Annotated in this window: 21 protein-coding genes and 1 pseudogene; 10 read left to right on the top strand and 12 right to left on the bottom strand. The window is 72.2% G+C overall.

Annotated elements, in window-relative coordinates; all coding sequences use genetic code 11:
- A pseudogene (locus ACWEVN_RS29990) lies at positions 1–206 on the top strand (LysE family translocator); the annotation flags it as partial.
- On the opposite strand, the gene ACWEVN_RS29995 reads toward ACWEVN_RS29990, so the two are convergent.
- Genes ACWEVN_RS29995 through ACWEVN_RS30015 form a run of 5 tightly spaced genes read right to left on the bottom strand, consistent with a single transcriptional unit; the run spans position 187 to position 8,043 of the window.
- Positions 187–510, bottom strand: coding sequence for an ArsR/SmtB family transcription factor (locus ACWEVN_RS29995; RefSeq protein WP_449684290.1), 324 nt, complete (start codon positions 508–510; stop codon positions 187–189). The pseudogene ACWEVN_RS29990 and the gene ACWEVN_RS29995 overlap by 20 nt on opposite strands.
- The gene (locus tag ACWEVN_RS30000) at positions 507–1,292 is read right to left on the bottom strand and encodes a TIGR03620 family F420-dependent LLM class oxidoreductase (protein ID WP_452053520.1); all 786 of its coding nucleotides are present in this window, start codon (positions 1,290–1,292) and stop codon (positions 507–509) included. Before ACWEVN_RS30000 ends, ACWEVN_RS29995 begins: the two co-directional genes overlap by 4 nt.
- A gap of 37 nt (positions 1,293–1,329) precedes the next feature.
- Entirely contained in the window at positions 1,330–5,778 is a 4,449-nt protein-coding gene (locus ACWEVN_RS30005; RefSeq protein WP_452053521.1) for a hypothetical protein, read from the bottom strand.
- 10 nt (positions 5,779–5,788) lie between these two features.
- Positions 5,789–6,589 (bottom strand): hypothetical protein, encoded by an 801-nt coding sequence (locus tag ACWEVN_RS30010; protein ID WP_043788290.1) that lies wholly within the window; start codon positions 6,587–6,589, stop codon positions 5,789–5,791.
- Positions 6,589–8,043, bottom strand: a complete 1,455-nt coding sequence (locus ACWEVN_RS30015; RefSeq protein ID WP_449684342.1) for a hypothetical protein — start codon at positions 8,041–8,043, stop codon at positions 6,589–6,591. Before ACWEVN_RS30015 ends, ACWEVN_RS30010 begins: the two co-directional genes overlap by 1 nt.
- Before the next feature lie 139 nt (positions 8,044–8,182).
- On the opposite strand from ACWEVN_RS30015, the gene ACWEVN_RS30020 reads away from it, so the two are divergent.
- From ACWEVN_RS30020 to ACWEVN_RS30030, 3 genes are all read left to right on the top strand, one after another.
- A complete protein-coding gene (locus ACWEVN_RS30020; RefSeq protein ID WP_452053522.1) occupies positions 8,183–8,620 on the top strand; it encodes a PPOX class F420-dependent oxidoreductase in 438 nt (145 codons plus the stop codon).
- Positions 8,621–8,658: 38 nt separating this feature from the next.
- On the top strand, positions 8,659–9,480 hold the full coding sequence (locus ACWEVN_RS30025; RefSeq protein ID WP_449684287.1) for a coproporphyrinogen III oxidase: 822 nt from the start codon (positions 8,659–8,661) through the stop codon (positions 9,478–9,480).
- Between the two features lie 405 nt (positions 9,481–9,885).
- Complete coding sequence (locus tag ACWEVN_RS30030; protein ID WP_452053523.1) at positions 9,886–12,450, top strand: PQQ-dependent sugar dehydrogenase; 2,565 nt, start codon at positions 9,886–9,888, stop codon at positions 12,448–12,450.
- A gap of 49 nt (positions 12,451–12,499) precedes the next feature.
- On the opposite strand, the gene ACWEVN_RS30035 is transcribed toward ACWEVN_RS30030, so the two are convergent.
- The gene (locus ACWEVN_RS30035) at positions 12,500–12,868 is read right to left on the bottom strand and encodes a hypothetical protein (RefSeq protein ID WP_310975110.1); all 369 of its coding nucleotides are present in this window, start codon (positions 12,866–12,868) and stop codon (positions 12,500–12,502) included.
- Positions 12,869–13,029: 161 nt separating this feature from the next.
- Between ACWEVN_RS30035 and ACWEVN_RS30040 the strand changes: the two genes are divergently transcribed.
- Positions 13,030–14,157, top strand: coding sequence for a hypothetical protein (locus ACWEVN_RS30040; RefSeq protein ID WP_452053524.1), 1,128 nt, complete (start codon positions 13,030–13,032; stop codon positions 14,155–14,157).
- Here ACWEVN_RS30040 and ACWEVN_RS30045 read toward each other — a convergent pair.
- Positions 14,132–14,740 (bottom strand): TetR/AcrR family transcriptional regulator, encoded by a 609-nt coding sequence (locus ACWEVN_RS30045; RefSeq protein WP_449684284.1) that lies wholly within the window; start codon positions 14,738–14,740, stop codon positions 14,132–14,134. The two genes, ACWEVN_RS30040 and ACWEVN_RS30045, sit on opposite strands and share 26 nt — an antisense overlap.
- A 70-nt stretch (positions 14,741–14,810) precedes the next feature.
- On the opposite strand from ACWEVN_RS30045, the gene ACWEVN_RS30050 reads away from it, so the two are divergent.
- A complete protein-coding gene (locus tag ACWEVN_RS30050) occupies positions 14,811–15,701 on the top strand; it encodes a sterol desaturase family protein (protein WP_452053525.1) in 891 nt (296 codons plus the stop codon).
- Here the strand turns inward: ACWEVN_RS30050 and ACWEVN_RS30055 are convergent.
- On the bottom strand, positions 15,651–16,610 hold the full coding sequence (locus tag ACWEVN_RS30055; RefSeq protein WP_449684282.1) for a glucosyl-3-phosphoglycerate synthase: 960 nt from the start codon (positions 16,608–16,610) through the stop codon (positions 15,651–15,653). The two genes, ACWEVN_RS30050 and ACWEVN_RS30055, sit on opposite strands and share 51 nt — an antisense overlap.
- Before the next feature lie 158 nt (positions 16,611–16,768).
- On the opposite strand from ACWEVN_RS30055, the gene ACWEVN_RS30060 reads away from it, so the two are divergent.
- Positions 16,769–17,623 (top strand): hypothetical protein, encoded by an 855-nt coding sequence (locus tag ACWEVN_RS30060; RefSeq protein WP_452053526.1) that lies wholly within the window; start codon positions 16,769–16,771, stop codon positions 17,621–17,623.
- Complete coding sequence (locus tag ACWEVN_RS30065) at positions 17,620–18,141, top strand: hypothetical protein (protein ID WP_452053527.1); 522 nt, start codon at positions 17,620–17,622, stop codon at positions 18,139–18,141. Before ACWEVN_RS30060 ends, ACWEVN_RS30065 begins: the two co-directional genes overlap by 4 nt.
- Positions 18,142–18,144: 3 nt before the next feature.
- Here the strand turns inward: ACWEVN_RS30065 and whiA are convergent, their stop codons facing one another.
- Genes whiA through uvrC form a run of 4 tightly spaced genes read right to left on the bottom strand, consistent with a single transcriptional unit; the run spans position 18,145 to position 22,980 of the window.
- Positions 18,145–19,137, bottom strand: coding sequence for a DNA-binding protein WhiA (whiA, locus tag ACWEVN_RS30070; RefSeq protein WP_449684279.1), 993 nt, complete (start codon positions 19,135–19,137; stop codon positions 18,145–18,147).
- A complete protein-coding gene (locus ACWEVN_RS30075) occupies positions 19,137–20,123 on the bottom strand; it encodes a gluconeogenesis factor YvcK family protein (RefSeq protein ID WP_449684341.1) in 987 nt (328 codons plus the stop codon). Before ACWEVN_RS30075 ends, whiA begins: the two co-directional genes overlap by 1 nt.
- A 1-nt stretch (position 20,124) precedes the next feature.
- On the bottom strand, positions 20,125–20,982 hold the full coding sequence (rapZ, locus tag ACWEVN_RS30080) for an RNase adapter RapZ (protein WP_003101350.1): 858 nt from the start codon (positions 20,980–20,982) through the stop codon (positions 20,125–20,127).
- 42 nt (positions 20,983–21,024) lie between these two features.
- A complete protein-coding gene (uvrC, locus tag ACWEVN_RS30085; protein WP_452053528.1) occupies positions 21,025–22,980 on the bottom strand; it encodes an excinuclease ABC subunit UvrC in 1,956 nt (651 codons plus the stop codon).
- Positions 22,981–23,146: 166 nt separating this feature from the next.
- On the opposite strand from uvrC, the gene ACWEVN_RS30090 reads away from it, so the two are divergent.
- Positions 23,147–23,869, top strand: coding sequence for a S1 family peptidase (locus tag ACWEVN_RS30090; protein WP_449684277.1), 723 nt, complete (start codon positions 23,147–23,149; stop codon positions 23,867–23,869).
- A 64-nt stretch (positions 23,870–23,933) separates the two neighbouring features.
- Positions 23,934–24,710 (top strand): exodeoxyribonuclease III, encoded by a 777-nt coding sequence (locus ACWEVN_RS30095; protein ID WP_452053529.1) that lies wholly within the window; start codon positions 23,934–23,936, stop codon positions 24,708–24,710.
- The last annotated feature ends 62 nt before the right edge of the window (positions 24,711–24,772 follow it).

Below are 24,772 nucleotides of genomic sequence, written 5' to 3' on the forward strand. Positions count from 1 at the left end.
GTTCGGTGCCGGCCCAGATGCTCGTCCTCGGCCTGTGCCTGCCCGCGATCGCGCTGGCCACCGACAGCGCGTGGGCGCTGGTCGCCGGCACCGCCCGCGCGTGGTTCGCCCGCTCGCCGAAGCGCCTGGAACTGGTCGGCGGCACCGGCGGCCTCGTCATGATCGGCCTGGGCACCACGCTGGCCTTCACCGGCCGGGGTGACTGAGCACCAGGTCGAGCAGCCCCGGGAAGGCGGCGTCGAATTCGGGGCGCCGCAAGCGGTTCAGCCGGCGCGGGCCTTCGTCGCGCTGTTCGATCAGGCCCGCCGCGCGCAGCACCCCGAAGTGGTGGCTGAGCGTCGCCTTCGCCACCGGCAGGTCGAAAGTGCCGCACGCCTTCGTCCACTCGGGCACGGCCGCCAGCTCGCGCAGGATGCTGCGGCGCACCGGATCGGCGACGGCGGCGAGCGCGTCGTGCAGCGAGACCTCCGCCGGGAGCACGTGCGTGAGCCCGCGGGCCCGTGCGGTCACCGGACCGCCTCCACCAGGCCCGGCCACCACTCCCGCGGCAGGCCGTCGAGCGGGACGACCACCTGGTCGGCACCCGCGGCCCGGTACTCCCGCAGCCGCGCGGCCACCGCGTCGAAGCCGCCCCACACGGTGAGGCCGTCGACCAGCCGGTCCGACAGGTCCGCGATGTCCGCGCCGGTGAAGCCCATCCGCCGGAAGTTGGCCGCGTAGCCCGGCATCCCGGCCAGGAACCCCAGTGAACCGCCGCGCACGAGCTCGCGCACCCGGGCCGCGTCGGTCTCCGCCACCACGTTCAGCAGCACCGCCAGCTGCCGGTCCGCGCCCAGGATTTCCCGCGCCGAAGCGACGTAGTCCGTCGTCACCAGGTACGGGTACGCGCCCGAAGCGCGATCCCGCGCCAGCTCCAGCATCCGCGGCCCGAGCGCGGACAGGATCCGCGCGGACGGCGGCACGACGTCCTCGATCTCGTCGAGGTAGTCGCCGAGCGTGGCCAGGGGACGCGCGCCGTGCGCCCCGCCCAGGCCGACCACGAACCGGCCCGCGGGCAGCTCGGCGTAGGCCGCGCTCACCTCGCTCGAGGGCACCCGGTCCACCGACAGGATCCCGCTCGCCACCTGGATCCGCGACGTCCCGCGGACCACCTCGGCGATCCGCGGGAGGTTGTTGCCCTGCCCGCCGGCCAGCCAGAGCGTGTCGAAGCCCAGTTCTTCGAGCTCGACCGCGACGGCGGTGCCGGTGTCCAGTGCGGTGTGGGTGGCCCCCAGCGGCCCCAGTGTCGTCATGCGCCCGGCAACCACGGGACCCGGGACGTTGTTCCCGTCAGGCCGGTTGTTCGTCCTCAGCGGAATCGGGTTCCCGCGTGAACATCCGGGTCGCCGACAGCCGCGCGACGCCGTCGGGCTCGCCCAGGTCCTCCAGGGAGTTGCGGATCGTCGAGTCCACCGACAGGTACTTCCGGCCCGCGCGCAGGTCGGCGTCGTTGCGCAGCCGCACGATCAGCGGGAACTCCGACAGCGCGCCCGCGTCGAACAGGCCCGTCGTGTAGATCAGCTGCACGCCAAGCGCCTCGGCCACCGCCCGCTGCAGTTCCAGGAGGTACCCGGCCGAGGCACGGCCGATCGGGTTGTCCAGGAACAGCACGCCGGAGTGCCGGTTGCGGACCTTGCCGCGGTTGTTCGCCCGCAGCGCCGCCAGGGTGCAGTACAGGATGATCGCCGCGGTCAGCTGCTGGCCGCCGGAGAACACGTCCCGGATCTCCGAGACGCGCTGGCGTTCGGTCCGCAGCACCGAGTCCGGCTTGAGCATGTCGACGCGGAACCCCTTGGGCGCCGCGGCCCGGACTCCCCGCAGCACCAGGGAAAGCCCGTCGCGCTTGACGTCCCGGCCGTCCGCCGTCTTGCCGACGGCGGCCTCGTCGACGACCTCGCCGAGCTTCTCGGTGAGCGCGTTGTCCTCCAGCTCGGTGAAGCGGATGCGGAGGAACTCCTGCCCGGACCAGTCGCCGAGGCCGTCCGGCAGCCGGGAGACGCGCTGCGCCGAACGCAACGTCCGGAGCGCGCCGTCGACCATGCCCTGCAGGCGGGTGATGATGCCGCCGCGGTGCCGGTCGATCTGCGCGAGGTCGTCGGTGAGCGACCGCAGCCGCGGCCGCAGCGCCTCGGCCCACTCGGCGGCGTGCGCCGGCAGCTGGTCGCGCTTGACCGAGATGACCTGCTGCCGCACCGGGGTGCTCAGCTTCTCGAAGCGCTTCTCCGTCGCGTACTGCGCGAGCTGATCCGCGGCCGCGCGCACCCGCCGGTCACCGGCGTCGGCGGCTTCCTGGGCCTGGTTGAAGGTCGCGTTCAGCCGCGCGTGCTGGGCGCGCGCGGTGTCGACGTCGCCGTCGTAGGCGGCCGCGTCCGTGTCGCTCACCAGGTGGCCCATCGACTCGGCGAGCAGCGAGAAGCCGGACGCCGAGTTCTTCGCCGACTCCAGGGTGGCTTCGGCCGCCGCTCGGCGGTCCTGCAGCTCTTCCCACTTCCGCGCGGCCGCCGACGCCTCCAGCCCGGCCGCGTCGATCAGTTCCAGGCCGTGCTCGATGTCCCGCGGCTTCTCGCCGTTGACGCCGTTCTGCAGCGGCAGCGCGTCCAGTTCGGCGCGCCGGGTCGAGACGAGCCCGATCGCTTCGGTGCGCTCGTCTTCGAGGCCGTCGACGACCCGGCGGGCGCGGGCCAGCGCGGCCGCCCGGGCCGACGCGTCGGAGCCGTCGGGCGTCTCCAGGAGCTCGCCCGCACGCACGCGGACGGCCTCGTCCATGGCCTCCACGGCCGAGCCGGCCGCGGCTTCGGCGGATTCGGCCTGCTCCAGTTCGCTCCGCAGGTCGCTGCCGACCTCGACCTTCGCGTACGCCTCCGACGCCGAAGCGAACGTCCGCCGCAGCGCGTCCACCGGTTCGGACGGCGCCGGGCCGTCCGCCGCATCGGCCGCCCCGGGCACTTCGGCCAGCTCGGCGCGCGCGGTGGTCGCGGTCCGGCGGTGGCCGTCCGCGGTGCGCTGCTCCTCCCCCGCCTGCTCGCGCAGCCGGGCCGCCTTGCCCGCCGCGTCGGACGCCTGGAGGTCGGCGCGCTCGGCAATCTCGGCCGCCCGCTCGGCTTCTTCGGTCCACTCGGCGATCCGGGCGCTGCGGACCCCCAGTTCGCCGAGCCGGCGGGCCTTCTCCTCGGCTTCGGCGGCGGCCGCCCGCAGCTCGGGGACGCGCTCGCGCAGCGACGCGGCCTTTTCGCTCAACCGCGCGAAGTCCGCGTCCGCCTGCTCCAGCGCGGTGCGGGCGGTCTCCCGCGCGGTCCGCGCCGCCTGGGCCTGCTCGGCGAGGGTGGCGACGGCGCCGGGCGGGTAGTCCTCGCGCCACGTCGTGAGCTTCCACGTCAGGGCGCCGTCCGCGGACAGCTTGGCGGACAACGCTTCGAGCCGCCGCTGCCGCTCGGTGTGCCGCCGCGCGACGGCTTCCCGTTCGGCGTCGGCGGCTTCTTCGTCGTACATCGCGGGGTTCGGTGGTACGAGGAACTCGACACCGGGCGCGGACGGCACCTCGGCCTGCAGCGCTTCGGTCGTGCCGACGGCGATGATCGCGCTCGGCAGCAGCCGCCGCTTCGTCAGCACCTCACGGGCGCGATCGGCGTGCGCGGCGTCGTTCAGCAGGACGCCGGACACCAGCTGCGGCAGGCTTTCCAGCACTTCGGCGCGCCGGGAAGCGTCCAGTTTGGACAGATAGCGCCAGCCGGACCACGCGGTGATCCCGGCCTCTTCCAGGGCGTCCAGCGCGGCCTGGACGTCCTCCGGCGGCGGCAGCAGCCCGCCGGAACCGAGAGCGGCCAGGGCCCGCTCGTCGGCGGACTCCTCCATCCGCAGCCCGGTCTGCTCCTTCTCGACGGCCGCGCTCGCCTCGCGCAGCCGTTCCAGCAGCACCGGGAGGTCGCTTTCCAGGGTGACGTCGTCGGCGCCGAGCAACTCGACCAGGCGGCTTTCGGCGGCGAGGGCGTCGGTCCGGCGGTGCGCGCGGTCGAGGTCCTCGGTGGCGCGTTCGAGGCGGTCCTGGGTGGTGCCGGCGAGCTGGTGGGCCTCGTTCACGGCCCGTTGCGCCGCCTGGAGGTCCGCGCCGACGCGGTCGAGTTCCTGTTCCCGCCGGGCCAGCTCGGCCGAGGCGGACTCGGCCGCGGCACGAGCGGCGCGCGAAGCTTCGGCGACGTCGGCACCCGAGGGCAGCAACCCGGCACGGACCGCCGCTTGGACCTCTTCGCGCAGTTCGGTGATCCGCGTGGTCAGCCCGCGCGCCTCGGCCCGGCGGGCGGCCGCGAGGTTCGCGGCTTCGTCACGCTCGGTCTGCGCCTTCTCGGCTTCGGCACGCAACGCGCCCGCGTGCGCTTCGGCCTTGTCGGCCTGCCGCTGGGCGTCCTGCGCCAGCGCGTGCAACCCGCGTGCCAGCGCCGAAGCGGCGTCGTTGCGCGCCTTCAGCGCCGGACGCGCCTTCTCCTCCCGGCTGCCGACGAGTTCGCGCAGGTCCTTCGCCTTGCGTCCCGCGTTCAGCGAGCTGAGCACGGTCGCCGTCTCGCGCCAGGCTTCCGCTTCGGTTTTCGCCGCGGCGAGCTCGGCGTCGACGCGCTTGCGGGCCTCCTGGGCCTCGTCCAGCCGCAGCACCGCGACGAGCCGGCGCAGCTCGGTGACCGCCGCGGCGAGCCGCCGGTGGTCGCCCTCGGCGAGCTTTTCCGCGGACTTGACCTCGGTGACGTGGTCCTCGAGGCCGGACAGCCGCGCGTTCTCCAGCTCGTTGCGGGCGACGACCCGCCCGGCCAGCGAAGCCATGTCGGCCTTCGCTGCTTCGGCGATCTTCCGCGACTCCGCGGCGACACCTTCTTCGGCGGCCAGCGGGCCCAGGAGGTCGAGCGCGCCCGCCACGAAGTCGCGCTCGGACAGCAGATCCCCGCGCTGGGCCAGGTTGTGGGCGTAGGTGGCGACGACCTCGGCGAGGTCCTTCGGCTCTTCTTCGGAGATGACCGCGCGCAGCAGGAACTCGACGAAGGCGTCGTCGGTGCCGAACGCGAACGCGTCCGCCGCTTCACCTTCGCCCGCGTTCATCGCGCGCTGGTAGCGGAACAGCTCGGTGTCGAGGCCCAGGCCGTCGAGGCGGCCGGTCCACTCGTGGTGGCGGCGGGTCCAGGACAGCTCCAGCTCCGGTTCGGCCAGCTGGGCCGCGGTGAGCTTGTCGTGGAAGCCGGACATGGTGAGCAGCCGGCCGTCCTGGGTCATCGGCAGGGAATCGAGCCCCAGCGCGGCGGTCGGGCGGAAGCAGTACCAGGAGTCGACGAGGTTCTCGGAGTCGGCGGACACGACGTGCCCGCGCCACTCCGACACCTTCCCGGTGATGATCCGGTGGCCGCTCTCGACGTGCAGCCACTCCAGGACGACGTGCGAGACGTCCTTGGCGGCGACGAACTTCTCGAGGACCTTGGTGCTGGTGGTGCCCACGACCTGGCGGCGGCCGGGCAGCATCACCGAGAAGATCAGCTTGATGAGCACGGACTTGCCGCCGCCGTTCTCGAGGAACAGCACGCTGGCCGGCGACGGGCGGCGCAGCTCGGCCGGGCCGGTCGCGTGGATGCCCGCGCTGAACAGCGCGTCCTGCTTCGGCGCGGTGATCTTGGCGCCGACGCCGCTGAAGTCGAGCACGACGTCCTGGTAGCGGGCACCCGCCGGGCCGACCGAGTGCAGGCGGACCCGCGAAAGCTCGTACATCGATTCCCCTCTACAGCGTGTCGGACGCCGCGGCGCGCAGCGTGCCCCCGGCGGTCGCGACGGCCACGACGTCGAGCGCGAGCAAGTCGTCGAAGGCGGCGTCGGCGGCGAGTTCGCGGACCTGGATCTGGTAGCGCGGGGTGGTCCGGTAGGTGCCGCCCTGCTCGTCGCTGACCGGGACCAGAAAGCCCTGGTCGGCGAGGAACCGCAGGGCGCGGGAGACCATGCCGCGGGTGGTGTCGGCGGCGAGCCGGCCGTCCTTGGTGGCCGCGGCCGCGGGACGGCGGGTGTAGGCGCGCCAGGCCTGTTCCAGCTCGGGCGCGTCGGCCAGGGGGTCGTTGTTGGCCTCGGCGGCCGCGGCGCGTTCGTCGAGCATCCGCGCGGCTTCGCGGACCATGGCGTCGACCTGCTCGACGCTGACGCGGCCGATGTAGGTGTCGTTGGCGAGGTCGTCGGGCCGCGGATAGCCGAGCGCGGCGGTGGCGAGGTGGATCAGGCCGTGCAGCACCTTCTCGGTCTCGCGGCGCTCGCGGATCTTGGCCTGGCGGGCGTAGGAGTCCATCTTGATCTCGAAGACGGACTCGTCGGTGGCCGCCAGCACCGCGCCGGCCTGCTGGTTGACCTCGAGGACCATCAGGCCGAGCCCGGCGGCGACGGCGTGGGTGAGGGCCTTGAAGGCGTTGTCCTCGCCGTAGCGGCGCACGAGGTCGCCGTAGACGACGTCACGCGCGGGCAGCTGCTTCGGCCGCATGCCGAAGGCGACCAGCCGGGCCGCGGCCTCGGCGTCCACGCTGCTGTGGGACAGCGCCATTACGCGACCTCCTCTTCTTCATCGGCCCGCTCTACGGCGGCGGTGGACAGGAGCAGGTCGGCGCCGCCGAACTCCGGGTCGTCCAGGAGCGTGCCGTCGTCGACGGCCAGGAGCACCGAGCGGTCGCCCTGGCGGCGGGCCGCGCCGATCCCGGGACTGTAGGCGTGGACCGCGCGCAGCGCGATCAGGGCGGCGAGCCCGGGCTGGCGGCTGCGGCGGGCTTCTTCGAGCAGCCCCGACAGCCGCCGCGGCACTTCGGGCAGGTCGAGCAGTTCGTCGGCCCGCCGCCAGACCTCGTCGCCGAACTTGTCGCTGACCTCGGCGGGCATGAGTTCCGGTTCCGGGATCTCGCCGACCAGCTGATCGCGTTCCGGCGCGGGCCGCAGCAGCAGCGAGACGAGGGAGGACAACGACGGCACGACCGGCGCGGTGATCCCGGCGGCGGCGTGGAAGAAGTGCTCGGCGGGCGCGACGGCGTCGGCCAGCGGCAGGCCCAGGGTCGGCACGAGGAGCTGGCCGAAGAGGTCCAGGGTCGCGCGCTGAGGCGGGCCGGAGAACTGCTGGCGGTCCTGCTCGGCGCGGAACACCGCGCCCGCGTCGGCCAGTCGGGACTGCAGGCGCGTGTGCCGGCGGATGCAGTCGCCGACGATGTCGACGAGCTCGGCGGCGCGGCGCTTCTTGTCGAGGTCCTCGGTCTCGTCGCGGGCGGTGGTGATGTTCTTGAGGATGGCGTTCTCGGCGCGGAACCGGGCCTCGATGTGGCTCAGCGCGCTGTCGAGCAGCTCCGGGACTTCGCGTTCCCAGTCGACCGACCGGACGTCGCGGCGGGTGGCGTCGAGCTTCGCGCGCAGGGTCTCGCCGTACTGGACGGTCCGGTAGCGGGCCTGCTCGGCGGCGAGCTTGGCGTCGGCGAGCCGGCCGCGGTTGATCAGGTTCTCGAGCTTGACCTCGGCGGCGATCTGCGCGGACTCGACGTCGGTGTCGAGCGCGCCGACCAGGACGTTGATCGCCTCGTCGGTGGCGCGCAGGTAGACCTCGCCGTCGCGGGCGGCCAGCTCGACCAGCAGCTTGAAGTCGAACTGGCGCCGCTGGTAACCGCCCGGCCCGATCGAGCCGTAGACGCGCCGGAAGCCGCGGTCGGTGGTGCCGACGTTGATGAGGTTGTCCAGGACCCACTTGGCCACCCGGACGTGCTCCTCGGGCATCCGCGACGGCGCCTGCTGGGCGATGAACGGCAGCAGCCGGTCGATGACCTCGTCGTGGCCGGCGCCGGTGTCGAAGTCCATCGCGATGGTGACCTGGTCGATCGTGTGCAGCGCGATCTCGGCCATCTGGTAGATCGTGGCGTCGGCCCAGTCGAGCTTCGCTTTCCGCGCGTCGAGGTCGTGCAGCGGCGCGGTGCAGGCCAGCGCCTTGAGGCGGCGCGTCAGCCCCTCGTCGGCCAGGCCCGTCATCCCGGTGTCGTCGTCTCGCACAGCAGGCCAGGCTAGTCGGCCACCCTCTGCGCACGCGCGGGTGACTCCATCCATGCCCCCACCACCACCCTCAAAGGTGGCGCTGACGCGCCGCAGTATTTGCATTAACGTCCCTCCTATGCGTGAGATGAGCCGTGACGAGTGGTGGAAGTTCGCCTCCGAGGGGACCCGGACCGGCATGCTCGGCCTGGTCAGGGCCAACGGCGCCCCGATCGTGACGCCGGTGTGGTTCCTGCTGAACGAAGGCCCGGACGGCGACGAGCTGATCTTCACCACCGGCACCGAGACGCTCAAGGGCAAGGCCATCGCCCGCGACGGCCGGATTTCGCTGGCCGTCGACGACCAGAAGCCGCCGTTCTCCTACGTCCAGTTCACCGCCGAGGCGCGGCTGACCCACGACCTGGACGACATGCTCGCGTGGGCGACCAAGCTGGGTGCGCGGTACATGGGTGCCGAGCACGGCGAGGAGTACGGCAAGCGCAACGCCGTCCCCGAGGAATCCCTCGTCCGGGCGAAGATCACCAAGGTGATCGAGCGCGCCGACATCGCCGGCTGAGGGCGTTTCGCTGGTAATCTGCCCCTGGGGGTGGGGGTATGCCTTCAGGGGACAGACGCGACGCCGTCAAGGCGATCGTCAGTGCGGGCCAGCGGGAACTGGTGGCCGAGCTGGAACGCCTCGACGGCGGGCGCTTCGGCCGGTCCGGGCGCACGAGACTGCTCGAAAACGGGGACGTCTTCGAACGCGCCGTCGTCAGCGCGGCCTTCTCGGACGAGGACTCCGCGGCCGGGCTGTCGGTCGTGCTGCACCCGCGCAACCCGTACGTCCCGGCGTTCCAGGCGCACTTCCGCTACCGGGAGGCCGCGGAAGCGTGGTGGTTCGGCGGCAGCGTCGACCTCCTCCCCTGCTACGGCTTCGCCGCGGACGCGACCCACTTCCACCGCGTCCTGAAGAGCCACTGCGACACGCTCGACCCGGCGTTCCACGCCCAGGCGAAACGCGCGTGCGACGACCGTTTCCGGCTCCCCCACCGCAACGAAGCCCGCGGCATCGGCGGCATCCTCTTCGACCACCTGAGCCTGCCGGGCCCGGACGGCTGGCGACGCTCGGCGGCCTTCACGGCGGCGGGCATCGCCGCCATCGCCCCGGCGTACTTCCCGATCGTCCACCGGCGCAAGGACGTGCCGTACGGCGAACGCGAGCGGCACTGGCAGCTCCACCGCCGCGGCCGGTACGTCGAGTTCACACTGGTCAACGACGCGACCCAGGCCGACGCCGACACGCTCCTGACGGCGCTGCCACCGTCGGCGCGCTGGGAGTCGGAGTTCGCGCCCGAGCCGGGGAGCGCGGAGGCGGAGCTGGCGGCGTTCCTCGTGCCGCGCGACTGGGCGGCCGAAACTGTCGGTGCCCACCGGTAGAGTCGAAAACGGGGGGCGCCCCGGCGGCCGCAGCTCGATCGGGCTGCATCACCGCCGCCCGCCGCCTGCGGATCCGCGAGCCCCACGACTGCGGCGGCCACGCAGGAGAAAGCCCGTTGGGGCGCTTGAAGCCGGCTGTGGACCAGCGCGCCCGGCGGCCTCCGATCGATCCGCCGCACCGAAGCATCTCGGTCGCCACGCTGGGCCGTCCGGAGGCACTGCCCCGGTGAGCGGGAAGCCGTTGGCACGCAGGGTGAGCCATCGTGTCGAGTATTGACAGGGCCCGCTCCCAGGGTGTGTGATCTGTCCCATAGATAGGAAACTTTCCTAACTATTGCCGCCGGTGGTCCGCCGACCATTCCGCCCCGGTCACCCCCTGTCCCCCGACAACGCAGGAGGCTCCCAGTGGCACCCCGTCCACCGTGGCGCGTGGTACTGGCCGGTACCGCCGTCGCGGCGCTCGGCCTCACCGCGGTCAGCCCGGTAAACGCTTTCGCGGCCGATACCGACTACGAGTCCGAGAACGCCACCATCTCGCAGGGCGCGGTCGAGTCGAACCACGCCGGCTACTCCGGCACCGGCTTCGTCAACTTCGACAACGTCGTCGGCAGCTACGTCGAATACTCCGTGAACGCCGCCCAGGCGGGCACGCACACGCTGACCTTCCGCTACGCCAACGGAACCGCCGACAACCGGCCGGTGAAGCTCACCGTCGACGGCGGCGACAAGGGCACCGTCGACTTCCCCGCCACCGGCGCGTGGACGACCTGGAAGACCGTCACCGCGACCGTCCAGCTCACCGCCGGCGTCAACAAGGTCCGCACCACCGCGACCACCGCCAACGGCGGCCCGAACGCCGACAAGCTCACCGACACCTTCACCGCGCCGGTCGACGGCGAACCGCCGTCGCCGCCGTCGAACCTCAAGGCGAGCAACGTCCTGCCCACCGCGGCCACCTTCACCTGGACCGCCGCGACCGACAACGTCGGCGTCGTCCGCTACGAGGTCAACCGCGGCGGCAACATCCTCAAGACCGTCGACGGGAACACCACGAGCGCGACCGTCGACAACCTGACCCCGAACACCGCCTACGACATCTCCGTCGGCGCGTACGACGCCGCGGGCAACCCGTCGCAGCAGAGCAACGTGGTCACCTTCACCACGCCGCCCAGCAACGACACCACCCCGCCCAGCGTGCCGGGCAACCTGCGCTCCACGAGCGTCACCGCGAACAGCGTCTCCCTGGCGTGGAACGCTTCCACGGACAACGGCGGCACCATCGCCGGGTACGACGTCTACCAGGGCGCCACGAAGGTCGCGACCACGACTTCCCTGAGCACGACGGTCACCGACCTCACCCCGAACACCTCCTACACCTTCACCGTCAAGGCCCGCGACCCCGACGGCAACGCCTCGGCCGCCAGCAACGCCGTCACGGCGAAGACCAGCGCTCCGGGCGGTGCCGGGGGCATTCCCGAGTACGACAAGGACATCGCGAAGGTCGACCTCGGCTGGTCGGTGGACTTCCTGCCGAACGGCAACGCGCTGGTGACCGAGCGGGACCGGTTCGAGGTCCTGCTGGTGACGCCGTCCGGCCAGAAGACCACGCTGGGCAAGGTGCCGGGCGCGGTCGGCACGAACGGCGAAGGCGGCCTCCTCGGCCTGGCGATCTCGCCGAACTGGTCGAGCGACCACGCGATCTACCTCTACCACACGGCGTCCGGGGACAACCGGATCGTGAAGATGACCTACGACGGCACCACGCTGTCGTCGACGTCGACGCCGGTGCTGACCGGGATCGCCAAGAACCGCTACCACAACGGCGGCCGGATCAAGTTCGGCCCGGACGGCAAACTGTACGCCACCGTCGGCGACGCCAAGAACAGCGACAACGCGCAGAACAAGAGCTCGCTCAACGGCAAGATCCTGCGGCTCAACCCGGACGGCTCGGCGCCTTCCGACAACCCGTTCTACGCCACCGGCGGCAACGCGCGGTACGTCTGGAGCTACGGCCACCGCAACCCGCAGGGCCTGGCCTGGGACTCCCGCGGCCAGCTGTGGGCGGCGGAGTTCGGCGAGAGCAGCCAGGACGAGCTCAACCTGATCCAGAAGGGCGGCAACTTCGGCTGGCCCAGCTGCGAAGGCACGCAGGGCAGCTGCAGCGGCTTCATCGCCCCGAAGAAGACCTGGTCGACGTCGCAGGCCGGGCCGAGCGGGCTGGAGATCGTCAACGACTGGATCTACATCGCCGGCGTCACCGGGCAGCAGCTGTTCGCCACGCAGATCAACACCGCCGGCACCGGCGTCGGCACGGTGTCGACGCTCTTCTCCGGCCGCTGGGGCCGGCTGCGCTCGGTCACCAAGACCCCGGACGGCGGGCTCTGGCTGACCTCGACGAACAACGACAAGAACGGCGGCACGCCGTCGGTGCTGGACAACGTGATCGTGCGGCTGAAGTTCCCCGGCGGCGGCACGCCCGGCGGCTTCAAGCTGACCAGCTCCGCCTTCGCCGACAACGCGACCATCCCGGACAAGTACACCTGCGCCGGGGACGGCACGGCGGGCCAGGACCCGTCGCCGCCGCTGGCGTGGGGCGCTTCCGACGGGGCGAAGGGCTACGCCGTCGTGTTCGCCGACGTCGCCAACAGCGGCAACAAGCTGCACTGGGCGATCTGGGACGTCCCGGCGGCCACGCGGTCGCTGCCGGAGGGGCTCGGGGCGGGGTACACCGTGCCGAACCAGGGTGGCGCGAAACAGAAGGCGATGGGCAGCGGGGCGAACGCGCAGAAGTTCTTCGGCCCCTGCCCGGGCGGGTCGAGCCACCCGTACACGTTCACCCTCTACGCCCTGAACACCGCCACGGTCCCCGGCCTGACGTCGTCCTCGACGATGGCCCAGGTCGAAACGGCGATCAAGGGCGCGTCGACGGCGAACGTCGTGCTGCGCGGCAAGTCCAGCGCAGCCGCCTGAAAGCCGCGGCAGGGGTGACCGGAGCGGCGCCGGTCACCCCCGCCGCCCTTCACTGCGTCCCCGACAGCCGGCGCAGGTGCGCGTCGACGTCGAAGCCGTGTTCCTCCAGCCGGCGGCGGGCCAGCAGCAGTTCATCGGGGGTGAACAGCTCGGCGTACTCCTCGCGCAGCATGACCGCCTCGGAGCTGCGGCCGAGCTGGTTCTTCTCCCAGAGCACGGTGAACCCGCCCGCGGTACCGGCGCCCCGTAGCAGCAGCCGGGCCGCTTCGACGCCGCCGTGCTCGCGCACCATGCGTTCGAACTGGGCGGGCCGGTAGCCGTAATCCTTGGCGAGAACCCGGCATCCGTCGAGCAGATCCTCGGTGAATCGCGCAGCCAGCCGAGGATCGGCCGGGACGGATGCGGCTGGTTCGGGCATGGGGCAACCTCTCGACGGGACGGCTTCCCAGATTAATCGCGAACCGGCCCCGTTTCGCTACGCCATTCGAGCAACGAATTCGCGAAGAGCACTCTCCGTGTCGACCAAGCGGACAAACAAGGCAAAACGAAACCTTCGGTGGTCTCTGCCATCCTGACGCCATGCGCACCGTGGTCCACGGCGAGGTTCACGTCCACTATGGACAGATCTACGTCCACGACGAGGAAGGAGAGCCGTTCGAGGGTGACCTGCACGCGTGTTTCGCCGGGCAGCGCAACGGGCTGTGCGGCGCCGCGGTGCCCGGCACCCTCTTCCTGATCACCGGGCTGCACACCGGCGAGGTCGGCTTCACCGCCGAGGTGCACCCGGCCGAGCCGCCGGACAGCGGCGCGGAGGACGTCGTCGAGGCCTCCTTCCGCGCCGAAGGCCGTACGGCGCTGGTCACCTGGGGTGGCGGCGACGCGTGGGACCTCGAGCTGACGCCGGGCGACTACCGCGTCCGCTACAGCGGCGCGGCGATGGACGCGGGCCGCGAGCGCGACACGCGGCTCGGCGGCGAGCCCCGGCAGGACAACTACCTGCTGCAGTTCTGGCCCGCGCCGCCGGCTCCGGACGTCGTCGTCCGCGAAACGAGCGCGATCGCGGCCTACTGGCACGGGTTCGCGCGGGAGCTGCCCCCGCCGCCGACGGACGAGGAACTCGCGCAGCGGTGGGAAGCCCGCCGGCGGGCCGAGGAGGAGGCGCGGGCGAAGGCGGAACAGGAACGGCTGCTGCGGGAATGGGGTGGCGTGCTGCCACCTTCGCCGGTGCGCGAGCTGCCGCCGGGTTCGCTGCGGGAGTTCGCCAAGCACGATCGGGCCCTGGTGGGAGCGGCGGTCACCGCGGGGCCGGAGGTCTGCCGCGCGCTCGCCCGCCGGGTGGCGCACCTGGCGTTCGAGCGGGCCGGGCTGGACGGCGTCGGCTGGATCGCCGACGGCTTGCGCGCACTGGACGAAGGGAGCCCGCTGCCGCCGCCGTTCGGCGACTGGGCCGCGGCGTGGGATCGGCTGCTGTCGGATCCGGAAGTGCCGCAGACGTTGGTGCGCACGCCGGACGGGCGGCACGACAACGCGTTGCAGCAGGCCATGGCGTTCCCGGCGATCTTCGCCGCGGCGGGCGAGGACGCGTGGGAGGCGTTGGGGTCGGCCTTGTCCGCGGCCGAGCACACCTACGGCGACGATCGGGCCCGGCTCCGGGAGGAGGTGCGTGCGGCGCTGGCAGAAATCACCAGCCGAACAGGCCACCCATGATCCGCGCGCACCGGGCCGTCATCGCGCCGGCGTCTTCGTCGGGGCGGTCGATCCACCAGCTGATCAGCGAGTCGACCACCCCGGTCCACACCTGCGCCACCGCCTCGATGTCCGCCGGGTCGGCCAGGCCGCGCGAGGTCAGCAGCTGCGTGGCGCCCAGCACCGCGAACGCGTCGAGCCGGCGGCGGTAGTCCGCGGCCGCCGCGGCGATGTCGCCCGTCGAGGGCACCGTGGCGTCGCGCAGGAGGCGCCAGGCGTACCGGTCGTGATCGAACGTCGTGAAGATCGCCGAGAGCACCTTGAGCGGCATCTGGTCGGGCTCGCCGCCGGCGGCCATGGTCGTCGCGACGCCGTCGGTGAGGCGGCCGCCCGCGCGGTGGAGGCAGGCCAGGTAGAGCCCGTCCTTCGAGCCGAAGTACTGGTACAGCAACGGCTTCGTGACCCCGACCCGGCGCGCGATCTCGACCATCGACGCGCCCGCGTACCCGGCCCGGCCGAACTCCTCGGTGCCGGCCACGACGAGCTGGGCCTCGCGCTCTTCGCGGGGCATCCCCTTGGTCCCGACCGCCCTTGACTCCGTCACACGGGAGAGCCTACCGTGCGTAAAGTGACCCGAGGGTAAGTTACCGTATGGTCAGATTCGAGGAGGCGACGTGGCCGACTTCCTGGCGCACCTGCGCGACCCCGTGCTGTTCGCGGTTCCGGTGTTCCTGCTGTTCGTGACGATCGAAATCGTCGCCGTGCACGTGCTCGGCCACGACGACAACGTCGTCGGCTACAGCGTCGCCGACACGCGGACGAGCATGCTGATGGGCACGGTCGCCGTCGGCGTCAACGCGCTGTTCCGGCTCGTGATGCTGGTCGTGTTCGCGGCGCTGTTCGAGCTGGCACCCGTCAAGTTCGACCCGCGCGACTGGTGGACGTGGGTGCTCATGCTGCTGGGCCAGGAGCTCGTGTTCTACGCCTACCACCGGGCCAGCCACCGCGTGCGGCTGCTCTGGGCCGGGCACCAGGTGCACCACTCCAGCGAGCACTACAACTTCTCGACGGCGCTGCGCCAGAAGTGGACCCCGTACTTCCAGCTGCCGTTCTGGTCCGTGCTGGCGCTGTGCGGCATCCCGCCGTGGATGATTCTGACCGGGCTGTCGATCGACCTCGTCTACCAGTTCTTCGTGCACACCGAGAAGGTCGGCAAGCTGCCGCGCTGGTTCGAGTACGTCTTCAACACCCCGTCCCACCACCGCGTCCACCACGGCAGCGACGAGGAGTACCTCGACGCCAACTACGGCGGGATCCTGATCATCTGGGACCGCATGTTCGGCAGCTTCGTCCCCGAGGGCAAGCGGCCGACGTACGGGCTGACGAAGAACATCGGGACGTACAACCTGCTACGCGTGGGTTTCCACGAGTACGGCTCGATCCTGCGTGACCTCCGGGCGGCCCGGACGTGGCGCGAGCGCGCCGGGTACGTGTTCGGGCCGCCCGGCTGGCCGCTACGCGATGTCCCGCAGGGCGAGGCTGTTGAGGGGCGGGCGCTGCGGTGAGGTGAGGTCGGTCAGCACGATCTCCCGCTCGACGCCGGGTGACGTCCCGCGCCGGAACTGGGCGAGCAGCGTCGCCGGCGGGGCCGCGGTGACCAGCCGGCCGTGGCGTTCCAGCCGGTCGAAGAGCGTCTGCATGATCTGCCCGGACATCCGGCCCAGCGCCTGGGTGCTCTGGTGGCGGTGCGCGCGGTGGCCGAGGTCGACCTGCGCGAGCGCGTCGAGGCCGCGCAGTTCGAGCAGGTCGATCAGGTGCCCGACCTCGACGCCGTAGTTCGCGACGAACGGGATGCTCTCCAGCACTTCCCGGCGGCCCGCGTACTCCCCGGCGAGGGGCTGGACGAACCCGGCGAGCTCGGGCCAGAACATGTTGAGCAGCGGCCGGGCGACGAGTTCGGTGACCCGGCCGCCGCCGTCGGCCTCGGTGCCGAGCGGGCGGTGGTAGAAGCCCTTGACGTAGGCGACCGAGGGGTCGGTGAGCAGCGGGCCGAGCAGCCCGGTGACGTAGCCGGTGGTGAAGTCGTACAGGTCGCCGTCGACGAAGACGACGAGGTCGCCGCTCGTCGCCGCGACACCCTTCCACAGCGCTTCGCCCTTCCCGGCCAGGCCTTCGAGGCCGGGGAAGACGGCGTCCTGCGCGACGACGTCGGCCCCCGCGGCGGCGGCGACCTCGGCGGTGGCGTCGGTGGAGTGGCTGTCGACGACGAGGATCTCGTCGACGAGGCTGCCGTGCAGCTCGTCGCGGATGGCACCGACGATCGCGCCGACGGTGGCTTCCTCGTTCCGGGCCGGGATGACGACGGAGACGGTGGTGCCGCGTTTGGCCGCGACGAGCTCCTGGGTGGTCCAGTCCCCGGCCTTGCTGCTGCGCCGGGAGAGCCAGGTGCCGATTTCCGGCGAAACCTGCAGCATGCGCTTCCCCTTCCCTCGTTCGCTTCCGAGGTTCGGGGGCCCGCGTTTCCGGCACGGCTCCCGGGCGCTACCGCGGTGTTACGAGATGGCGCGCCGTGTTAATCAGGCTGACGGCCGCAGGCAACGCGCCTAGGCTCACGGCGAACCGAGGGGGAAGAGTGCGCGAAGCGATCCGGCCGTTCCGCTGGGACCTCGTGCGCCCCGACCACCTCGGCACCCTGCTCGACGGCCTTCCCGAGCCCGACCTGTGGTTCCTCGACGACCTGATCGAGTGCGCCGCGAAGGTGCTGGCCCGGTCCGGGGACGGCGAGCTCCACTTCGTCGGCCGGTCCGCGGACTCCGTCTTCGACCTGCTCGGCGGCGCCTTGCCCGACCCGGGGCGGCTGCACTTGCTGCCGTTGTCCACCACGTGGCTGAGCGGCTGGCCCGCCACCCGGCTGCACCCGGCCGAAGTGGCGCGGCTGCGCGCCAACCTGGCCGCGCACGGCCTGCACCCGGCCGGGCTCGCCCGTGGTGCGCGCCCGATCACCTTCGCGGACGTCGTGTCCACCGGCCGGACGCTCGAGCAGCTGCTCGGCATCCTGCGGAACTGGGCCGCCGACGAACGGGCCGACTGGCCGGCGATCCGGCGCCGGGTCCGGATCGTCGGCCTGACCCGGCGCACGCACACCAGCCCGAACACCCGCCGGTGGCAGCAGCACGCGGACTGGGCTCGCGACGTGCCGATCCGGAACGTCTCCGTCGAGTCCGCGCTGTTCAGCTACCTCGCCGACCACCAGCACAAACTGACGCCGTCGTTCGGCCGCTACCGGTGGGCCGACGAGGAGGTCCGCCGGCCCGGCCACGACCACCGGACCCGCCGGGCGCTGGCCGAAGCGGCCGCGATCGCCGAGGCCGGGCGCACCCCGGCCGTCCGCGAAAAGCTGGTCCGGGTGCTCCAGCGCGAACCCGCGATCGCCGAGCCGTGGCTGCGGGAGCTCGTCGGGCGTCTCACGTCGAAGGGGAGCACATGACCGCAGCGCACGACGACCAGGACCGGCGGTTCCGCCTGGACGTCCTCGCCACGATCGTCCAGGAGGAGTTGCTCGCGGCCGGGTTGCCGGTGCTGTCCGGCAACGATCCGACCGGCTCGGTCGGCGCCGTCGTGCACGCCGACGTGCCGGAGCTTCGCGGCGTGACGGTCGACTGGCAGGCCCACCGTCTCTTCTGGGACGCCAGCCAGGAGGCCTGGGCCGAGGATCCGCACCAGGAAGGCGCCGAATGCGCGGCGTTCGGCAAACTGGCGGTCGCGGTCGGCGAAGCGATGGCCGAGGCGATGCGGAAGATCCTCACCGCGGCCGGGTTCGAAGTCACCGACAGCGGCGACGACTACTCGCCCGACCAGCCGCTGGTGACCCGCTGCCTGGCCCGCTCGCCCTGGCAAGTGCGCCGCGAGGCCAAGTTCGAGCGGCAGCAGGAGTCGATGCGGGCGGCCTGGAACGCGCGGCACGCGGCCGAATGCCCGAACCACGGACCGGACAGCGACCGCTGAGCCTCAGGCCTCTTCTTCTTCCAGCATCTCCGGGGTGACCGCCGACTCGGTGTCCGGGATGTTCAGGTCCTTGGCCCGCTTGTCCGCCATCGCCAGCAGGCGGCGGATCCGGCCCGCCACCGCGTCCTTCGTCATCTGCGGGTCCGACAGCTGCCCCAGCTCTTCCAGGGACGCCTGGCGGTTGGACAGCCGGAGCCGGCCCGCGGCCAGGAGGTGGTCCGGGGCCGTGTCGCCGAGGATCTCCAGGGCGCGCTCCACCCGGGCCGCCGCCGCGACCGCCGCGCGGGCCGACCGCCGGAGGTTCGCGTCGTCGAAGTTGGCCAGGCGGTTCGCCGTCGCGCGGACTTCGCGGCGCATCCGGCGCTCTTCCCACTGCAGGACGCTCGCGTGCGCGCCCAGCCGCGTCAGCAGCGCTCCGATCGCGTCGCCGTCGCGGACCACCACGCGGTCCGCTCCCCGGACCTCGCGGGACTTCGCCTGGATGCCCATCCGGCGGGCCGCGCCGACCAGGGCCAGCGCCGCTTCCGGGCCCGGGCAGGTCACCTCGAGCGAGGACGAGCGGCCCGGCTCGGTCAGGGAGCCGTGCGCGAGGAACGCGCCCCGCCACGCCGCTTCCGCGTCCGCCACGCCCCCGGACACCACGGCCGCCGGCAGGCCGCGCACCGGGCGGCCGCGCTGGTCGATCAGCCCGGTCTGGCGGGCCAGGCCCTCGCCGTCCTTCACCACGCGCACGACGTACCGGGTGCCCTTGCGCAGGCCGCCGCTGGCGGTGATCACGTGGACGTCCGAATGGTGGCCGTACAGCTCGTGGATCTCCTTGCGCAGCCGTCGCGCGACCGAGCCCGTGTCCAGCTCCGCCTCCACGACCACCCGGCCGGCCACGATGTGCAGCCCGCCGGCGAAGCGAAGCAGCGACGCGACCTCCGCCCGGCGCGGCCCGATCTTCGTGATCTCCAGCCGGCTCAGTTCGTCCTTCACCGCGGCGGTCATCGCCATTACTGCCCCTCCCTGCCTTTCGCTCCTCCCCCGTGCTCCCCGCCGAGACCGAGAGCCTCCCGCATGCACAACGCGAGCGCATCAGGATCATGCCGTCCCGGCACTTCGGGGTCGCCCACCGCCCCCAGGTGCGCCCGGCCGCCCAGCCGTTCGGCCGCGCGCCGGAGATTCGCCGGGTCGGGCACGGAATCGCGGTCCGCGATCACCGCGTCGACCCGCAGATCGGGCGCGTGCTCGAAGAGGACGTCGAGGTGCCGCTCCGGCGAGAATCCCGCGGTTTCCCCCGGCTGGGGGACAAGGTTGAGCACGAGCACCTTCGTCGCGGCCGTCCTCACGAGCGCGTCGTGCAGCCCCGGCACGAGCAGGTGCGGCAGCACGCTGGTGAACCACGAGCCGGGCCCGAGGAACACGACGTCGGCGTTCAGCACCGCCTGCACCGCTTCCTCGCACGCCAGCGGCGGGCGCCCGGCCCGGCCCGGCGAGCGCAGGCTGACCCGCCGCACCTGCCCCGGCGTGGTGGCCACCGCGACCTGGCCGCGGATCGTCCGCAGGGCCGTCGGGTCCTCGCTGTCGAGGCCGCTGACCTGCCCCTCGATCTCGAGGGGCTCCGGCGACATCGGCAGCACCCGGCCCGAGACGCCCATCAGCCGGCAGGCCTCGTCGAGCGCGGCGACCGGGTCGCCGAGCACCTCGAACAGCCCGGCCAGCAACAGGTTCCCCACCGCGTGGCCGGCCAGCGCGCCGTCGCCGCCGAAGCGGTGCTGGAAGACCTCGGCCCACAGCGTGCCGCCGTCTTCGGCGGCGAAGGCGGCGAACGCCTGCCGCAGGTCGCCCGGCGGCAGCAGCCCGAGCTCGCGCCGCAGCCGGCCGGACGATCCGCCGTCGTCGGCCACGGTCACGACCGCGGTGACGTCGGGGGTCACCCGCCGCACCGCGGACAACGTGGCGTGCAGTCCGTGGCCGCCCCCGAGGGCGACCGCGCGCACGTTATTCACGACCAAGGTCGCGGTGCACCACCTTCACGGCCATACCGTCCTCTTTGGACAGACGCTGGGCGAGCTCGACCGACAGCGCCACGCTGCGGTGCTTGCCGCCGGTGCAGCCGACGGCCAGCGTCAGGTACCGCTTGCCCTCGCGCTTGTAGCCGGCGCCGATCAGCCGCAGCAGCTGGTGGTAGCGGTCGAGGAACTCCTCGGCCCCCTCCTGCGAGAGGACGTAGTTGCGGACCTCGCCGTCGAGCCCGGTGTGCTCGCGCAGCTCCGGGATCCAGAACGGGTTGGGCAGGAACCGGACGTCCATCACCAGGTCGGCGTCCATCGGCAGGCCGTACTTGTAGCCGAAGGACAGCACGGTGACCCGGGTCTGGGTGCTCGCCTCGGACCCGAACGCGTCCTCGATCTTGGCCCGCAGGTCGTGCACCGACAGCGACGACGTGTCGAGCACCAGATCGGCCTCTTCGCGCAGCGGCTCCAACAGGGTCCGCTCCGCGGTGATGCCGTCGGCGAGCCGGCCGTCACCCTGCATCGGGTGGCCCCGGCGGACGGCCTCGAAGCGCCGCACCAGCACGGCGTCGGTCGCCTCCAGGAACAGGACCCGCGGCTTGTAGCCCCGGGCGTCGAGGTCCTTGATCACCGAGGCCAGGTCGTCGGTGAACGCGCGCGAGCGCACGTCCATCACGACCGCCACCTTCGTGATCGCGCCGCGCGCCTGCGCACCCAGCTCGACCATGGTGGCGATCAGCTCCGGGGGCAGGTTGTCGACGACGAACCAGCCCAGGTCCTCCAGGCACTTGGCCGCCGTGCTGCGGCCCGCCCCGGACAACCCGGACACGACCGCGACCTCCATGCCGGAGCCGCGGATCTCCTCTTGCGCACTCACTGTGTTTCCCTACTCCCCTGCTCCTGTGCCGTTGCTCGCGCCGGACTCCCCGGCCAGCGCGGCGACCACGGCCTCCGCGGTGCGCCTGCCGAAGCCGGGCACCGCCTCGATCTCTTCGACCCTGGCCTGCTTGAGCTTCTTCACCGAGCCGAAGTGCTTGATCAGCGCGGTGCGGCGAGCCTGCCCCAGCCCGGGCACACTGTCCAATTCGGACGTCTGCAGCCGCTTGGAGCGCTTCTCGCGGTGGTAGGCGATGGCGAACCGGTGGGCCTCGTCGCGGAGCCGCTGCAGCAGGTACAGCCCCTCCGACGTCCGGGGCAGGATCACCGGATCGGGGTCGGCGGGCAGCCAGACCTCTTCCAGCCGCTTGGCCAGCCCGACCACGGAGATGTCGGTGATGCCGAGCTCGGCCAGCACGTCGGCGGCCGCGGTGGCCTGCGGGCCCGCACCGTCGACGACCAGCAGGTTCGGCGGGTAGGCGAACTTCTTCGGCCGCCCGGTCTCCGGGTCGAGGCCCGGCGTGCTCGACTCCTCGGCGGTTTCCTTCAGGTAGCGGTAGAACCGCCTGCGCACGACCTCGGCGATCGAAGCGACGTCGCCCTCGGTCGCCGCCTCCCGCAGCGCGAAACGGCGGTACTCGGACTTGCGCGCGAGCCCGTCTTCGAAGACGACCAGCGACGCGACGACGTCGCTGCCCTGGATGTGGCTGATGTCGATGCACTCGATGCGCAGCGGCGCGGTGTCGAGGCCGAGGAACTCCTGCAGTTCGGTGAGCGCGGCCGAGCGGGCCGTGAGGTCGCCGGCGCGGCGCAGCTTGTGCTGGGTGAACGCCTCGCCCGCGTTGCGCTGCACGGTCTCGGCCAGGGCCTTCTTGTCGCCGCGCTGCGGCACCCGCAGCTGGACCCGCGAGCCGCGCAGCCCGGTGAGCCACTCCGCGACCGCCTCGGCGTCCGCCGGCAGCTCCGGCACCAGGACCTCGCGCGGGACGACCGGGCCGGCGTCGACGTCGTCGCGGGCGTCGAGCTCGGCTTCGTCGCCGTAGAACTGGGTGAGGAAGTGGTCGACCAGCGCCGGGACGTCCATCTCCTCGGCCTTGTCGATGACCCAGCCGCGCTGGCCGCGGACCCGGCCGCCGCGCACGTGGAAGACCTGGACGGCGGCTTCCAGCTCGTCATGGGCGAACGCAACGACGTCGGCGTCCGTGCCGTCGCCGAGCACGACGGCCTGCTTCTCCATGGCGCGGCGCAGGGCGCCGAGGTCGTCGCGCAGCCGGGCCGCGCGCTCGAATTCCAGCTCCTCGGACGCGGCGGCCATCTCGGCTTCCAGGCGCTTGATCATGACGTCGGTCTTGCCGGCCAGGAAGTCGCAGAAGTCCTCGACGATGTCGCGGTGCTCGTCGGCCGAGACGCGGCCCACGCAGGGCGCCGAGCACTTGTCGATGTAGCCGAGCAGGCAGGGGCGGCCGATCTGGCCGTGGCGCCGGAACACCCCGGCCGAGCAGGTGCGCGCCGGGAAGACCCGCAGGAGCAGGTCGAGCGTCTCGCGGATGGCCCACGCGTGCGCGTACGGGCCGAAGTACCGGACGCCCTTCTTGCGCGCGCCGCGGTAGACGTGCAGGCGGGGGAACTCCTCGTTCAGCGTCACCGCGAGCACCGGGTAGCTCTTGTCGTCGCGGTAGCGGACGTTGAACCGCGGGTCGAACTCCTTGATCCAGTTGTACTCGAGCTGGAGGGCCTCGACCTCGGTGGTGACGACGGTCCATTCGACGCTCGCGGCCGTGGTGACCATCTGGCGCGTGCGCGGGTGCAGGCCGGAGAGGTCGGCGAAGTAGGAGTTCAGCCTGCTGCGGAGGCTTTTGGCCTTGCCGACGTAGATGACCCGCTTGGTCGCGTCACGGAACTTGTACACGCCAGGGGCATCCGGGATGCTCCCCGGCGAGGGACGGTAGGTGGTCGGGTCAGCCACTCCTCCAGACTATGGGGCGGCACCGACAGTTTTCGCACACCCCCGGGCTGCCCCACCGGAAGTAGGGTGTTCGTCCGTTTCCGACCTTCGTCGGTGTCCGCATCCGTGACGCGGTGGTTACTTTCCGACCGGCCGATCCGGTCCCCCTGTCGAAAGGATCACCGCCGTGACCTCTCTCCGTCTCCTCGGCGCCGCCTCCGCCGCGGCCGTCGCGCTGACCCTCGCCGGCGGCGCGGTCGCCTCCGCGGGCGTCCAGCCGAACATCGTCGGCGGCGGCACCGCCCCGACGGTCTCCTGGGGCGCCCAGGTGTACGTGAACACGCCCGGACGCGACTACCAGGGCTTCAACTGCTCCGGCACGGTCATCGCGTCCCGCTGGGTGCTGACCGCGGTGCACTGCCTCGACCAGGACAACTCGGGGATGTACGTCCGGGTCGGCAGCAACACGCTGCTCTCGGGCACGAAGATCGCCGTCGACGGCGAGTACGAATCCCCGAACGGCGACATCGCGCTGCTGCACCTGGCCTCGGCGACCGGCGCCGCGCCGATCTCGCTGGGCAGCTCGGACCCGGCGACCGGCAGCACGAACCAGATCTACGGCTGGGGCCGCACCACCCCGACCGGCCCGCCGGCGACGGCGCTGAAGACGGCGAACGTCCAGGTGACCGGCCGGTCCACGGACGCCTACGGCGGCCGCGCGATCCAGAGCGTCGGCGTCAACGGCTCGGCGTGGAAGGGCGACTCGGGCGGCCCCCAGGTCTCGGGCGGCGTGCAGGTGGGCGTGGCGTCGACGGTGCAGAACCAGAGCGGGTCGAACACGCGCGGCACGAACAACTACGCGAGCGTGGCGGCGAGCCGGTCCTGGATCCGGACGACCGCGGGCGTGTGAGTCCCCGGGGCGGCGCTCCGGCGCCGCCCCGGTTTTGTCGGTGGCGTGTGCGATGCTCGCAGGCATGCGGATCGCCACCTGGAACGTGAACTCGATCGTCCCCCGTCTGCCCCGGGTCCTGGGTTTCCTGGAGGAGACGGCACCGGACGTGCTGTGCCTGCAGGAGCTGAAGAACACGACGGAGGCCTTCCCGGCGGCCGAGATCGAGGCGCTGGGGTACGAGGTCGCGGCGTACGGGCTCGGGCGCTGGAACGGCGTCGGCATCGTGTCGCGGGTGGGGCTGACCGACGTCGTCCGTGGGCTACCGGGCGAGCCGTCGTTCGAAGGTGCCGCTGAGGCGCGTGCGGTGGGCGCGACGTGCGGCGGCGTGCGGGTGTGGTCGGTGTACGTGCCCAACGGGCGCGAGCCGGACAGCCCGCACTACGCGTACAAGCTGGAGTGGCTTTCGTCGCTGCACTCGCTGGTCGCTGCGGAGATTGCGGCCGGGCCGTTCGCGGTGCTCGGGGACTTCAACGTGGCCCCGACGGACGCGGACGTCTGGGACATCACGCTGTTCGCGGAGTCGACCCACGTGACGAAGCCGGAGCGCGACGCCGTGGCCCGCCTGCGGGACCTGGGCCTGTCGGACGTCTTCCCGCGGCCGCTGAAGTACGACCACCCGTTCACGTACTGGGACTACCGGGCGGGGAACTTCCCCAACAACAAGGGCATGCGGATCGACCTGGTGTACGGGAATTCCGCGTTCACCGACGCCGTCACGGATTCCTATGTGGACCGGGACATGCGGAAGGGCAAGGGGCCCTCGGACCACGCGCCGATCGTGGTCGACCTGGATCTCTGACCCACCGGCCCCAAGCGCCCCAATGTGGCGTTGGTTGCGTCCAGCGCACCCAATGTGGCGTT

This window comes from Amycolatopsis sp. NPDC003861, assembly GCF_053605405.1.